Source organism: Acinetobacter haemolyticus CIP 64.3 = MTCC 9819, from assembly GCF_000369065.1.
In the GTDB taxonomy this organism is placed as follows: domain Bacteria; phylum Pseudomonadota; class Gammaproteobacteria; order Pseudomonadales; family Moraxellaceae; genus Acinetobacter; species Acinetobacter haemolyticus.
Genome location: NZ_KB849807.1, coordinates 111,526 through 125,289, shown reverse-complemented (window position 1 = coordinate 125,289; position 13,764 = coordinate 111,526). Strand labels below are relative to the sequence as shown.

At 42.7% G+C, this 13,764-nt stretch carries 13 protein-coding genes; 8 read left to right on the top strand and 5 right to left on the bottom strand.

Annotated elements, in window-relative coordinates; translation table 11 throughout:
• Window positions 1-46: 46 nt before the first annotated feature.
• Window positions 47-1,417, bottom strand: coding sequence for a phosphohexomutase domain-containing protein (locus tag F927_RS13365; protein WP_005085822.1), 1,371 nt, complete (start codon window positions 1,415-1,417; stop codon window positions 47-49).
• Between the two features lie 247 nt (window positions 1,418-1,664).
• Entirely contained in the window at window positions 1,665-2,870 is a 1,206-nt protein-coding gene (locus F927_RS13355) for an amino acid aminotransferase (protein WP_005085819.1), read from the bottom strand.
• A gap of 442 nt (window positions 2,871-3,312) precedes the next feature.
• On the opposite strand from F927_RS13355, the gene F927_RS13350 reads away from it, so the two are divergent.
• From F927_RS13350 to F927_RS13310, 8 genes are all read left to right on the top strand, one after another.
• Window positions 3,313-4,023: a GntR family transcriptional regulator gene (locus F927_RS13350; protein ID WP_004637419.1), complete on the top strand. Its 711-nt coding sequence runs from the start codon at window positions 3,313-3,315 to the stop codon at window positions 4,021-4,023.
• Entirely contained in the window at window positions 4,016-4,897 is an 882-nt protein-coding gene (gene prpB / locus F927_RS13345) for a methylisocitrate lyase (protein ID WP_005085816.1), read from the top strand. The genes F927_RS13350 and prpB overlap by 8 nt, the downstream gene beginning before the upstream one ends.
• 296 nt (window positions 4,898-5,193) lie before the next feature.
• The gene (prpC, locus tag F927_RS13335) at window positions 5,194-6,351 is read left to right on the top strand and encodes a bifunctional 2-methylcitrate synthase/citrate synthase (RefSeq protein ID WP_005085814.1); all 1,158 of its coding nucleotides are present in this window, start codon (window positions 5,194-5,196) and stop codon (window positions 6,349-6,351) included.
• On the top strand, window positions 6,351-8,957 hold the full coding sequence (acnD, locus tag F927_RS13330) for a Fe/S-dependent 2-methylisocitrate dehydratase AcnD (RefSeq protein ID WP_005085812.1): 2,607 nt from the start codon (window positions 6,351-6,353) through the stop codon (window positions 8,955-8,957). The genes prpC and acnD overlap by 1 nt, the downstream gene beginning before the upstream one ends.
• A gap of 117 nt (window positions 8,958-9,074) precedes the next feature.
• Window positions 9,075-9,620, top strand: a complete 546-nt coding sequence (locus F927_RS13325; RefSeq protein ID WP_005085811.1) for a hypothetical protein — start codon at window positions 9,075-9,077, stop codon at window positions 9,618-9,620.
• A 398-nt stretch (window positions 9,621-10,018) separates the two neighbouring features.
• Window positions 10,019-10,414 carry a transposase family protein gene (locus F927_RS13320; protein WP_017394652.1) on the top strand — a complete coding sequence of 132 codons (396 nt, stop codon included), beginning with the start codon at window positions 10,019-10,021 and terminating at the stop codon, window positions 10,412-10,414.
• Window positions 10,362-10,832 (top strand): IS5/IS1182 family transposase, encoded by a 471-nt coding sequence (locus F927_RS13315; RefSeq protein ID WP_005080732.1) that lies wholly within the window; start codon window positions 10,362-10,364, stop codon window positions 10,830-10,832. Before F927_RS13320 ends, F927_RS13315 begins: the two co-directional genes overlap by 53 nt.
• 54 nt (window positions 10,833-10,886) lie before the next feature.
• Window positions 10,887-11,135, top strand: coding sequence for a hypothetical protein (locus F927_RS13310; protein ID WP_005085808.1), 249 nt, complete (start codon window positions 10,887-10,889; stop codon window positions 11,133-11,135).
• Window positions 11,136-11,162: 27 nt separating this feature from the next.
• Here F927_RS13310 and F927_RS13305 read toward each other — a convergent pair whose 3' ends face one another.
• From F927_RS13305 to F927_RS13295, 3 genes are all read right to left on the bottom strand, one after another.
• Window positions 11,163-12,746 carry an IS66-like element ISAba25 family transposase gene (locus F927_RS13305; protein ID WP_005080579.1) on the bottom strand — a complete coding sequence of 528 codons (1,584 nt, stop codon included), beginning with the start codon at window positions 12,744-12,746 and terminating at the stop codon, window positions 11,163-11,165.
• Between the two features lie 74 nt (window positions 12,747-12,820).
• Window positions 12,821-13,156 carry an IS66 family insertion sequence element accessory protein TnpB gene (gene tnpB / locus F927_RS13300; RefSeq protein ID WP_000618091.1) on the bottom strand — a complete coding sequence of 112 codons (336 nt, stop codon included), beginning with the start codon at window positions 13,154-13,156 and terminating at the stop codon, window positions 12,821-12,823.
• Complete coding sequence (locus tag F927_RS13295; protein WP_001055585.1) at window positions 13,153-13,536, bottom strand: transposase; 384 nt, start codon at window positions 13,534-13,536, stop codon at window positions 13,153-13,155. The genes tnpB and F927_RS13295 overlap by 4 nt, the downstream gene beginning before the upstream one ends.
• Window positions 13,537-13,764: the final 228 nt, after the last annotated feature.

Genomic DNA, 13,764 nt, shown 5'->3' with positions numbered 1-13,764 from the left:
AAGAATCACACGTTAATAAATCAAACTAACGTGTGATTTTACAATATTAGTTTTGAATCAGTGCAGTTAGCTCATCCACATAACTTTGCATTGGCTGTGGATTTCGATCTGCACGGCTTTCGATATTCAGTCGAAGTAATGGTTCTGTATTTGACGCACGAACATTTAAACGCCATGCACCAAAATCAAGGCTAACACCATCGGTACGATCAATCTGTGGATTTTGGTCTGCATAATGATCAAAGATCTTTTGAACCGTTGCTTGTGTGTCGGCCACTTTAAAATTGATTTCTCCGCTACATGGGAACTTGGCAATCATATTTTCAACAAGTGTTGAGAGTGATTGATCTGTTTCGGAAAGCAATGCAATGGTGAGTAACCAAGGAATCATACCGCTATCACAATAAGCAAAGTCGCGGAAATAATGGTGCGCACTCATTTCACCGCCGTAAACTGCATTGTGTTCACGCATCACATCTTTAATAAAGGCATGCCCAGATTTTGATTGTACTGCGACGCCTTGATATTGATCGACAATATCAAAGGTATTCCAGACTAGACGTGGGTCATGCACAATTTTCTCTCCTGATTGTTTGATCAAGAAGGCTTGTGCCAATAAGCCAACAATGTAATAGCCTTCGATGAATTGACCCTTCTCATCAAATAGGAAGCAACGGTCAAAGTCACCATCCCATGCAATACCCATATCTGCATGGTGTGCAAGCACAGCATCGCGGGTGCTGTCTCGGTTTTCAATGAGGATTGGGTTCGGAATACCATTTGGAAAAGTACCGTCTGCTTCATGATGAATTTTGATAAATTCAACTGGAATATTGAGTTGCTGGAATTTCTGCTCAATCGCATCAATCACATGACCTGCTGCGCCATTGCCTGCATTCACCACCAGCTTGAGTGGTTTAATTTTTTGAGGATCGATGTAGGTTAATAAGTGATCGATAAACTCTGGCAGAATATTATAGTTTTCAGTCGAACCTTTTTGCTCAACTTCGATAAAAGCACCTGATTCAGCGAGTGCTTGGATGTCTTTTAATCCTGTATCTGCACTGATTGGACGTGCATTTTCACGAACCAATTTCATGCCATTGTAGTCCATCGGATTATGGCTGGCGGTCACTTCAATGCCACCTTGTACATCAAGATGGAAAGCGCCGAAATAAACTTCTTCAGTACCCGTCATGCCTAAATCGAGAACATTGACACCTGCATCATTCAGACCACGAATGGTTGCTTGCTTTAAGCCTTCACTACTCAGACGGATGTCACAACCAATCACCACTTTTTTAGGTTGATAGATTTGTCCGTATGCACGGCCAATTTTATAGGCGATGTCTTCGTTCAGTTCTGTACCTAATTTCCCGCGAATATCATACGCTTTGAAGCAAGTTAGTTGAGTCATTTAAAAGAGCTGTTTGTAGTTTATCAATGTGTTGAAGTATACAAAGACTAAGCGTAATTGAACATTGATTGATACAGAATTAAGCAAAGAGAAAGTCTTATTTTTAGGTGGTTGAGCGTTTCTCATTTCAACCACTCTTAGCTTAGAAAATAAAAAAGGTTGTTTCACGTGAAACAACCTTTTTTGATCCATAAAGTCTCCCTTTTGAAAGGGAGATGAGGAGCGATTATAGCTCCGCAAGGGGATGTTAAGCTGATTTTGCTAGCACTTCAGCCATTGCTTTTGCAACTTTATAAATATTATTCATATTTAAACCTGCAACGCAGATACGGCCACTGCGAACAAGGTAAATTGCATATTCTTCACGTAAAGTGTCGACTTGCTCGCCCGTCAAACCTGTGTAGCTGAACATACCTTTTTGGTTTACAAGGTAGCTAAAGTCACGGTCAGGAAGTGCTTTGCTCAACTCATCTTTTAAGATGCTACGCATTTTGATAATACGCTCGCGCATCTCTTTAACTTCGCCTTGCCATTGTTGATTCAGATCAGCGTCATTTAATACTTGATCAACCAACCATGCACCAGTTGTTGGTGGGCTAGAGTAGATACGACGTACTGTTGCTTTTAATTGACCGAATGTGCATTTTGCTGCTTCAGCATCGTCACATACGAAAGTTAAACCACCAACACGCTCACCATAAAGTGAGAAGATTTTAGAGAATGAGTTGCTGACGATGAAGTTCAAACCTGCTTGGTCTAAAGCACGAATCGCATAAGCATCTTGTTCCATACCATCGCCAAAACCTTGGTAAGCGATGTCGAGGAATGGGATGAGGTTACGCTCTTTTAATACCGCAATCACTTGATCCCACTGTGCTGGATTTAAATCCGCACCTGTCGGGTTGTGGCAGCATGGGTGTAACAACACGATGCTTTGTTCAGGCAAAGTTTTTAGTGTTGATAACATGCCATCAAAATCAACGCCGCGTGTTTCTGCATCGAAGTATGGGTAGAAGTTGCTCCTGATGCCAGCACCGTTAAAGATTGCCACATGGTTGTCCCATGTTGGTTGGCTCACCCACACTTCTGAATTTGGGAAATAGGTTTTTAAAAAGTCTGCACCCACTTTTAATGCACCTGAACCACCCAGCGTTTGAATGGTAGCAACACGACCTTGTTGAATTGCAGGGCTATTTGCACCAAACAATAACGCTTGAATCGCATCACGGTAAGGTTTGAAACCTTCCATTGGAAGATAAAGTTTGGTTTGAGTATTTTTAGGTGCAATACGTTTTTGAGCTTCGACAATGGTATCGAGCTGTGGAACGATACTGTCCTCGTTGTAATACAAACCAATACTTAAATTAACCTTTTCAGCGCGTGAATCAGCATTAAACTGTTCCATTAATGAGAGGATTGGATCGCCTGCATAAGGTGGGATATGTTGAAACATTAACAATGTCCTTTTATTCAACAAGGTGCATGGATGTGTCTTGTGGAGCATGACTCCAGATGCCCAATAATGTACCAATAAAGCGATGATGAAGCACGCTGTTATTTACATTTCTGGTGCAGTATTTACTTACAAAAATTCGTAGCAAAGTGCTCGATTATAAGGATTGTCTACAATCAAGCTGTCATACCATAGTCGTAGCATGTATCGTACAAATAAGCTGGAAGATACATTGGAGAAGGTGTGTAAAGCCTATTTATGCACACTAAAGATTTGTTTTATTTGTATTTTATTAGGTTTGGTTGATGGTTGTGAATGGATCTGGTCAGAATGATGAGAATCTCAGACTGACTGAGTAGGTCTGTTTATTGTCGACAATCCTATTGCATTATTTGTATTATCTCGTTATAAAATCATCAAAACCGTAGAGATTGTCGACAATATGCAAGATACCCTTGTTCCACAAGATATAAGCACGAGTCAGGGAAGAACACTGACGGAACACGTATTTAAGCAAATCCAATCGGCGATCGTTTTAGGAAAAATTCCTGCGGGCAGTAAAATATCTGAACCTGAACTGGCGCGGATTTACGGTATCAGTCGTGGTCCATTGCGTGAAGCCATTCATCGTCTGGAAGGGCAGAAACTGGTGGAGCGTACTGCGCATGTGGGCGCACGCGTAGTGTCACTGTCGTTACAACAGTTTCAAGAACTCTATCAAATTCGTGCTTCACTTGAGGGTTTAGCCTGCAAATTAGCAGCACAGCATATCGATAAAAAACAAATTTTGGCATTGCGTGATGTACTGCGAATGCATGCTGAAGATGAAAATTTTAAAGCAGGTAAGGGCTATTACCTACAAGAAGGTCAAGATGATTTCCATTACTGCATTATTAAAAGCAGCGGTAATAAAACCTTAGAAAAAATGTTATGTGATGAGTTGTATCACCTCATTCGTATGTATCGAATTCAATTTTCAAATACCCCTGATCGTCCGAGCAAAGCTTGGGACGAACATATCCGCATTTTAGATGCGATTGCAGAAGGTGACGGTGAACTTGCCGAAATGCTCATGCATCGTCATATCAATGCATCCTACAAAATTGTTGAGCAAACATTGCTGCAAACCCAAGGAGAACATCAACATGGCTAAATCTGCTGGACAGCTATTCCGCGACGCGGTCGCAAATGAAAAACCATTACAAGTGGTGGGTGCGATTAACGCCAATCATGCATTGTTAGCAAAACGTGCGGGCTATAAAGCAATTTATTTGTCAGGTGGTGGTGTTGCCGCAGGTTCGTTAGGTTTACCTGATTTAGGGATTAGTAACCTTGATGATGTATTGACGGATGTACGCCGTATTACGGATGTTTGTGATCTCCCATTATTGGTTGATGTGGATACAGGTTTTGGTGCTTCAGCATTCAACATTGCACGTACCACTAAATCAATGATTAAGTTTGGTGCAGCAGCAATGCACATCGAAGACCAAGTGGGTGCAAAGCGTTGTGGCCACCGTCCAAACAAAGCGATCGTGACCCAACAAGAAATGGTTGATCGTATCAAAGCGGCAGTGGATGCACGTACGGATGAAAGTTTTGTGATTATGGCGCGTACTGATGCACTTGCAGTTGAAGGCTTACAAGCAGCAATTGATCGTGCAGGTGCTTATATCGAAGCAGGTGCGGATATGTTATTCCCTGAAGCGATTACTGAATTGGCAATGTATAAGCAGTTTGCAAATGCAACCAAAGTACCTGTATTAGCAAATATTACTGAGTTTGGTTCTACACCATTATTCACGACTGAAGAATTGGCTTCTGCGGATGTGAGCATTGCGTTGTACCCACTTTCAGCATTCCGTGCGATGAACAAAGCAGCGGAAAATGTGTATGTGACTTTGCGTCAAGAAGGCACACAGAAGAACGTTGTTGACACCATGCAAACCCGTCAAGAATTGTATGAACGTATTAATTACCATGCGTTTGAACAGTATCTTGATGGAACTTTTGCGAAGAATAAATAGTTTAGCTTTTCTAACCTCTCCCAGAAAGAGAGGGATTTCACGAATTAAAGACTTTCTAGTGGAGATAAAAAGAGTATTTTATCAGTTTCATGAAAGTCTCAATGATCGTGAAGGCGGCATGGATGCCGCCACGTTGGACTGCGGTAGCAAGGAGGTACCGTCAGGCCAACAAAGGATTTTTGCTTACTTTTGATCCATCAAAAGTAAGTCCAACCGAAGGCTTATCCTCAAATCAGATGAGAGTTCGGTACGACACCGCTAAGAAATTCACCCAGGATATAAAAAAGGACAATCTTATGAGCAGTAATGAAACTCCAACAGGCTTCAAACCAAAAAAATCAGTTGCGTTAAGTGGTCAAGTTGCAGGTAACACAGCACTTTGTACCGTAGGTCGTAGTGGTAATGACTTGCACTACCGTGGTTATGACATTCTTGACCTTGCAGTAGGTAGCGAATTTGAAGAAGTTGCGCACTTGCTTGTACATGGCAAACTTCCAAACAAAGCTGAGTTGAAAGCCTATAAAGCAAAACTTAAAGCACTTCGTGGCTTACCAGCAGCATTGAAAACTGCACTTGAGCAGTTACCACCATCTGCACACCCAATGGACGTGATGCGTACAGGTGTATCAGTTTTAGGTTGTTTAACGCCTGAACATGAAGACCACAATGAAGCAGGTGCAAAAGACATCGCTGATAAATTGATGGCAAGCTTAGGTTCAATGTTGTTGTATTGGTACCACTTCAGCAACAACGGTCGTCGTATCGAAGTTGAAACAGATGATGACTCAATCGCTGCGCATTTCTTGCATTTGTTGCATGGTGAAAAACCATCTGAGCAATGGATTCAAGCAATGCATACCTCTTTGATTCTGTATGCAGAGCATGAGTTCAACGCATCTACATTCACGTCACGTGTTGTTGCAGGTACAGGTTCAGACATGTATTCAGCAATTACAGGTGGTATTGGTGCATTGCGTGGTCCAAAACACGGTGGTGCCAACGAAGTTGCATTCGTCATTCAACAACGTTATGACAACGCTGACGAAGCAGAAGCAGATATTCGTAGCCGTGTAGAGAAGAAAGAAGTGATTATCGGCTTTGGACACCCAGTTTATACGATCTCAGATCCACGTAACGAAGTGATCAAGAAAGTGGCGCATGACTTGGCTGAGGCTCAAGAGAACACCAAAATGTACCTCATCGCTGAGCGTTTAGAAGCAGTGATGAAAGAAGTGAAGAACATGTTCCCGAACCTTGACTGGTTCAGTGCGGTGAGTTATCACTTGATGGGTGTTCCAACAGCAATGTTCACTCCATTATTCGTGATTGCACGTACAGCGGGTTGGTCTGCACACGTGATTGAACAACGTCAAGACGGCAAGATCATTCGCCCAAGCGCGAACTATACCGGCCCTGAAAACTTAGAATTTAAACCATTGGCGGAGCGTGGTTAATGACAAATCAATACCGTAAACCGCTGGCAGGTACCCAGCTCGAATATTATGACGTGCGTCAAGCCGTTGAAGATATTCAGCCAGGCGCATATGAAACTTTGCCATACACATCTAAAGTGTTGGCAGAGCAGCTTGTACGTAAAGCTGATGCAGAAAACTTAACTGATTATTTAAAGCAATTGATTGAACGCCGTCAGGACATGGATTTTCCTTGGTATCCTGCGCGTGTAGTTTGTCATGATATCCTAGGTCAAACCGCACTCGTCGACCTTGCTGGTTTACGTGATGCGATTGCTGACAAAGGTGGCGATCCTTCTAAAGTGAACCCAGTAGTTCCAACGCAGTTGATCGTGGATCACTCTTTGGCAGTGGAATATGGCGGTTTTGATCCTGACGCGTTTGAAAAAAACCGTGCAATCGAAGATCGTCGTAACGAAGACCGTTTCCACTTTATCGAGTGGACGAAAACCGCATTTAAAAATGTCGACGTGATCCCTGCGGGTAACGGCATCATGCATCAGATCAACTTGGAGAAAATGTCTACAGTGATTCAAAACCGTGATGGCTTAGCGTTCCCAGACACATGCGTAGGGACAGACTCCCATACACCACATACGGATGCACTTGGTGTGATCTCAGTGGGTGTAGGTGGTTTAGAAGCTGAAAACGTGATGTTGGGTCGTGCATCTTGGATGCGTCTTCCAGACATTATCGGTGTTGAGCTTGTCGGTCAGCGTCAAGCTGGCATCACAGCGACGGATATCGTATTGGCACTCACTGAATTTTTACGTAAAGAACGTGTAGTTGGTGCATACCTTGAGTTCTTCGGTGAAGGTGCAGACACCATGTCGATTGGTGACCGTGCAACCATCTCGAACATGACTCCTGAATACGGTGCAACGGCTGCGATGTTCTACATCGACCAAAACACCATTGATTATTTACGCCTAACAGGTCGTGAAGATGCACAAGTGGCATTGGTTGAGCAATACGCCAAAGAAATCGGTCTTTGGGCATCGGATATGACCAAAGCGCAGTACCCACGCGTACTTCGTTTCGATCTTTCAACCGTGACTCGTAACATTGCAGGGCCATCAAACCCACATGCACGTGTATCAACTGCTGACTTGAAAGAAAAAGGTATTGCAGGTGTGGTTGAAAACCGTACTGACGGTTTAATGCCTGATGGTGCGATCATCATTGCTGCGATCACGTCTTGTACCAATACCTCAAACCCACGTAACACCGTGGCAGCAGGTCTATTGGCACGTAAAGCCAATGAACTTGGTTTAGTGCGTAAACCTTGGGTGAAATCTTCATTTGCACCAGGTTCTAAAGCGGCTGCACTTTATCTTGAAGAAGCTGGCGTACTCAAAGACCTAGAGAAACTTGGTTTTGGTATCGTGGCGTATGCATGTACGACCTGTAATGGTATGTCAGGTGCGCTTGATCCAGTGATTCAACAAGAAATCATTGATCGTGACCTATATGCGACTGCGGTGCTTTCGGGTAACCGTAACTTCGATGGTCGTATCCATCCATATGCAAAACAGGCATTCCTTGCATCTCCGCCGTTGGTGGTAGCGTATGCAATTGCAGGAACGATTCGTTTTGACATCGAAAAAGATGCACTGGGTACAGACAAAGACGGTAATCCAATTTACCTGAAAGACATTTGGCCATCTGATGCTGAAATTGATGCACTGGTAAAAGAAGCTGTGAAGCCTGAACAATTCCGTAAAGTCTACATTCCTATGTTTGACCTCGGTGAAGTTGAGCAAGCGGAAAGCCCACTTTACGACTGGCGTCCAATGAGTACTTACATCCGTCGTCCGCCGTATTGGGAAGGGGCGTTGGCTGCACCACGTACGTTGACCAACATGCGTCCGCTTGCAATTTTGGGTGATAACATCACCACTGACCATTTATCGCCTTCAAATGCGATCATGATGGATTCGGCTGCGGGTGAATACCTACACAAAATGGGCGTACCTGAAGAAGACTTCAACTCATATGCGACACACCGTGGTGACCATTTGACCGCACAACGTGCAACATTTGCTAACCCGAAATTGTTTAATGAAATGGTGGTTCGTTCAGACGGCACGATTAAACAAGGTTCAAAAGCGCGTGTCGAGCCTGAAGGTGAAGTGATGCGTATGTGGGAAGCGATTGAAACTTACATGAACCGTAAGCAACCGTTGATTATTGTTGCAGGTGCGGATTATGGTCAAGGTTCAAGCCGTGACTGGGCAGCGAAAGGTGTTCGTCTTGCTGGTGTTGAAGCAATCGTGGCTGAAGGTTTTGAGCGTATTCACCGTACTAACTTAGTGGGTATGGGCGTGTTACCGCTTGAGTTTAAACCAGGTGTGAATCGTAAAACATTAGGTTTAGATGGTACTGAGCTATATAGCGTGATTGGTAATATCTCACCGCGTTCGACTTTGACTTTAGTGATTGAGCGTTCAACTGCTGATGGTAAAGAAGAAATTCTTGAAGTCCCTGTAACTTGCCGCCTAGATACAGAAGAAGAAGTTTCTGTATATGAAGCGGGCGGTGTATTGCAGCGTTTTGCACAAGACTTTTTAGAAGGTCAAGTGGCTTAATTTCTTTATAAAATACATTTTGATTAGTCGAATGTGATTGTGTGGCCTTGCTCTGCTAGCTCATAAATAGTTAGCAGAGTATCCTAATATTATTTGAATATTATTGGAGTGATATTAGTGTCAAAGAAAATGTTATGCGCCTTTATGATTTTTATGGGTTTATCTGGTTGTGCTACGCTCTATCACCAAGAACCATTAGAAGCGATTGTAGCAAGTCATATTGATGTAGCTGATTGGAAAGTTGGATATCAAAAGCAATTTGGTGTGGGTAAAGGTTATATCCGTGAATTCATTCCTTTGAATGATTCGATTGGACAATGGTCAAAAATGTTAACAATTGAATTCTTAGAGGGAAATAAGAGTACGCCACAAGAATTTACTGAACAATTCATGGCACAAAGAAAATCTCAATGTCCTTCGACAGAGTTTAAAATTTTAGAATCAGATATAGATGATATTTATTATAAAGTAGATTTTCCCGAATGTATGGGGCACTTAAAGCAATGTGAATTGGCTCGTGTTATTCGAGGAAATGACGGTTTGCATCGAATTAGTTATTCAACCAAAGGTGATTTAACAGACGTAGATGCGACAAAATGGTTCAATGAATTTAAACAAGCAAAACTTGTAAAAGGTCGTGAGAAAACCATTGTTGTGAGATAATTCGCCATGGAGTTAAAACATATACTGTAATTGGTTTTGATGGAAAACGAGTAAAATCAGAATAGTATTATCAATAATTTTTGAAAGGCTTATAGGCAAGCTTGAAACTTATCACAGTTAAATAGAGCAATTGAGAATATCTCTCCGTGCTCTGATCTGGTTGGAGATTGAGCGCACAACTACTGATGGTAAAGAAGCTCTATCGACAATAGAGCTTTTTTCTTGGTGATTAAAAAGCTAAAAATTAGATTATTTTAATGATGATGATGGCTAAATTTATTTTTTTGAAATAAAAATACTATAGATTATACTAGATCTCTTTCATAAATCAAAAAACGACCTATCTATTGCTGATTATTTGTACCGAAGAATCTTAAACATTCATGCATAATCTTTGAATGAAATACATCGATTCAAAGAAGCTTTCTGAAACACAGTTTAAGCGATATACCAGCATCTCATGGTCAACCTTTAATTTAATGGTTGAGCAATTGAAAATGCATGTTCCTGCCAAAGGTAGACCACCTAAATTAAGCCAAGAAGATCAGATTCTCTTATGCTTAAGCTATTGGCGTGAATACCGAACATTATTCCATGTTGCAACAAGTTATGGCGTGTCAGAGCCCACTGCTTCAAGAATCGTACACCATGTAGAGGACTGCCTCATCAAGTCCAATTTATTTAATTTACCAAAACATTTGCCTGAAGGCGAAGGTATTGACTGGAATGTTGTGATCGTAGATGCCACAGAAATTCCAATACAAAGGCCTAAAAAAACAGAAGAAAAGCTATAGTGGTAAGAAGAAGGCACATACTTTCAAAGTTCAAGCCATTGTTCATTATAAAACTCAGCAAATTCTGAGTTTATGCACAAGTCGTGGTGCTGTACATGATTTCGAACTTTTCAAACGCAATTTGAATCAGATTCCTGCAGGTGCCTTTATCCTTGCAGATAAGGGTTATCAAGGGATTTACACAGTGTATCGGAATAGCCTATTGCCATTAAAAGCAAAAAAACGTTGCAAACTAGATCCTGAGCTAAAGCTTTACAATCGAGAAATTAACAAAAGAAGAATTGGCATTGAGCATGTATTTGGCAGTTTGAAAACCTTCAAAATCCTTGCTGAGCGATATCGCAATCGAGGAAAAAGATTGGGATTGAGGTTCAATCTAATTGCTGGGATCTATAATTTGGAACTGAGCAAAAAATGATTTATGAAAGAGGTCTACTGCACAGTATATTTAACTCCCTAAGATGATACAAAAATGCTTTCTAAACAAAAAATAATACTACCATTACTTTGTACTGTTTTTCTTACAGCATGTGGTGGCGGTGGAAGCGGTAATTCAAATAATTCCACTGGAAAACCAGAGACAAAACCAGAGACAAAAGTTGAGTATATTACGTTAAAAGGTAATGCACGTGCATATGGCAATGTTTTGGATAATATTAGACTGAACGTCACTGCTAAATGTGTGAATGGCACTGGTTTTAAAACAGATGTTGTAAGGTAAGCGTCCGCTGAATCCCATACCTATTTTTTAATTCGATTTAGGTTTCCAGCAGTGCGGCAGCAATTCTTCAATTTGGGTCACTTTGTGTGTCGGTAACCTTTTCAGCACATCACTTAAATAGGCATACGGATCCAAGCCATTCAGCTTTGCTGACTGGATTAAAGTCATGATGTTTGCCGCTCGCTGACCACTGCGCAGCGAACCTGCAAACAGCCAGTTCTTGCGTCCCAACGCCCAGGGACGCATCTGATTCTCTACCCAATTGTTGCATATCGGTAGATTGCCATCATCCAGATAGCGGCTTAAGGCTGGCCAACGCTTCAGAGTGTAATTGATAGCCTTGGCGGTGGGAGAACTCGATGGCACTGTCAGATGATGTTGGTTGAGCCATTCATATAGTTGTTGCATCACTGGTTGACTATGCTGTTGTCGGTATTCGCGGCGGTCTTCCGCTGTACCATCGGTCTTTTTCCTGAGTTCTGCTTCTATCGCATACAGTTTCTGAATCAGCACTAAGGCCTGTTCAGCAACCTGACTTTTCCCAGTTACATGCAGTTCATGGAATTTACGACGTGCATGGGCCATGCACCCCACCTCAATCACCTGGCCTGATTTAAAACGTGCTTTATAACCACTGTAATCATCACAGACTAGATAGCCCTGCCAGCCTTTCAAGAACTCTTCAGCATGCTGGCCTGAACGACTATCCTGAAAGTCATAGATCACCGCCTGAACTGGATTATACTGTGTGGTGGCATAGGCCCAGACATAACCTTTCTTCGGTTTTTTATTATTCTCACCCATCCGCATGATGGTGACCGGTGTTTCATCTGCATGCAGCACCCGCTGTTGCAGCACCACCTCTTTTAAGGCATTGGCCAGAGGTTCCAGTTCTACACCGCAGCGACCTATCCAGTCAGATAAAGTGGATCTGGAAAGTTCGATTCCCGCCCGCTGATAGATCAGACGCTGACGGTACAGCGGCAAATGATCGGCATACTTCGATACCAGCACATGGCTGAGCAATTCAGGTGAAGCAATGCCTTTATCAATCACATAGGCGGGCATCGCTTGCTGAGTTAGAGTGTCACACTGATCACAGACCCATTTACCACGCACATGCTGTTCCTTATAGAACTGTGCCGGTCTGAAATGCAGTTTTTCACTGACATCTTCGCCGATACGACGGAGTTGGCAGCCACAAGCACATTGGGTTGATGCAGGTTCATGCTCAATACGGATGGTGTGTAGATGATCTGGCAGTGGTCGACGTTTAGGTTTATTGGTTTTGGCTTTCTGTGTCGCTGCATTGGTTTTATCTGCATTTAGCCGTTCCAGTTCTAGATCAACCGCGGCAATATCTTCTTCAACCGCTTCATCCCACAGATGGATTTGTTTTGCCGTTAAGTGTTCATTCTTTTGGGCGAATTTGTGCTTTTTAAACAGCGCCAGTTCATGCTCGTATTTTTGATTGAGAATAGAAAGATGTTGAACTTTGGCATCCAATTGTTGGTTTGATTGTGCTAGAGACTGATGCTGCAGCGCCAACTGCCTGGTGAATTCCAGCAGTTGTTCATGGGTCAGTTGGCTTAAGTCAGGCAGCGTATTCATGACCGCAGTATGCCTGAGGTCATGAGAAGAATGAAATAGAACGTTTGGAGAATAGCAGAATGGTCGAGCCTGGTTTAAAGCATCGTCACCACCTGCTGTCGTCCAATGCGCTGCCAGGGCAAACCTTGGATCAGTGCCTGTAACTGTTCCGGGCTGAGGGCCACGGTTTCACCTTGGTGAACTTGAGCCCAGTGAAATTTGCCCTGTTCCAGCCGCCGGGCACACAGCCAGATGCCCAATCCATCATGTACCAGCACTTTCATGCGATGGCCACGTTTATTACAGAACAGGTAAGCACAATGCGGTTTGATGTAGCCAAAGGCTCTCACCACCTGAGCCATGGTCGTATCCATACCTGCACGCATGTCCATGGGCTGAGTAGACAACCAGATTTCATCAATGCGGATCATGTTGCAAGTGCCTTGAGTAATTCTGCCAAGGCAGGTATTTCTGATGTCTGCCATTTTAGCTGAATATCATTATTCGTATGAGGCACGGTGATACACAACGTGATCCTCTCATCAATAGGTTGGCTGATTGCAGCAGTGTAAGGCAAAGCAATAAATGCTGGATTCACATGAGTAGGATCCTGCACGGCACCCTCATGATGGCTGAAGATCCTGATCCAACGACTGACAAGGTTGGCATTAATACTATGTTGCAGTGCGACCGAAGCGATCGAGGTATTAGGATTTTTGCAGGCATTGACAATACTGAGTTTGAATTCTTTGCTGTATTTTCGGCGTTTTTTAGCAACAGGAGGTGTTGCTGAATATATATCCATGTTCATGGATTAAGTCCCCACTTGTTTTTAGGTGGGAACTAAATTAAGGCTTATAGGATCGCTTGGTAAGGCTGTGTTAGCCGGATGCTTACGTTGTAAGTGATCTCTATGGATCATGGTCTGGTGAGGTAGACCGTAAACAGCTCCCATGTAAGTTAAAAGTCGTTTCAGTAAAAGACACATACTACTCTTATGTATTTGATAAAGACGTCTTTGTTAATATTAACCCTATTA

What these genes read in the sequence shown, in the direction of transcription:
- F927_RS13365 (WP_005085822.1), bottom strand. Translation starts at nt 1,417, where the DNA reads ATGACTCAACTAACTTGCTTCAAAGCGTATGATATTCGCGGGAAATTA.
- F927_RS13355 (WP_005085819.1), bottom strand. Translation starts at nt 2,870, where the DNA reads ATGTTTCAACATATCCCACCTTATGCAGGCGATCCAATCCTCTCATTA.
- F927_RS13350 (WP_004637419.1), top strand. Translation starts at nt 3,313, where the DNA reads ATGCAAGATACCCTTGTTCCACAAGATATAAGCACGAGTCAGGGAAGA.
- prpB (WP_005085816.1), top strand. Translation starts at nt 4,016, where the DNA reads ATGGCTAAATCTGCTGGACAGCTATTCCGCGACGCGGTCGCAAATGAA.
- prpC (WP_005085814.1), top strand. Translation starts at nt 5,194, where the DNA reads ATGAGCAGTAATGAAACTCCAACAGGCTTCAAACCAAAAAAATCAGTT.
- acnD (WP_005085812.1), top strand. Translation starts at nt 6,351, where the DNA reads ATGACAAATCAATACCGTAAACCGCTGGCAGGTACCCAGCTCGAATAT.
- F927_RS13320 (WP_017394652.1), top strand. Translation starts at nt 10,019, where the DNA reads ATGAAATACATCGATTCAAAGAAGCTTTCTGAAACACAGTTTAAGCGA.
- F927_RS13315 (WP_005080732.1), top strand. Translation starts at nt 10,362, where the DNA reads ATGCCACAGAAATTCCAATACAAAGGCCTAAAAAAACAGAAGAAAAGC.
- F927_RS13310 (WP_005085808.1), top strand. Translation starts at nt 10,887, where the DNA reads ATGCTTTCTAAACAAAAAATAATACTACCATTACTTTGTACTGTTTTT.
- F927_RS13305 (WP_005080579.1), bottom strand. Translation starts at nt 12,746, where the DNA reads ATGAATACGCTGCCTGACTTAAGCCAACTGACCCATGAACAACTGCTG.
- tnpB (WP_000618091.1), bottom strand. Translation starts at nt 13,156, where the DNA reads ATGATCCGCATTGATGAAATCTGGTTGTCTACTCAGCCCATGGACATG.
- F927_RS13295 (WP_001055585.1), bottom strand. Translation starts at nt 13,536, where the DNA reads ATGAACATGGATATATATTCAGCAACACCTCCTGTTGCTAAAAAACGC.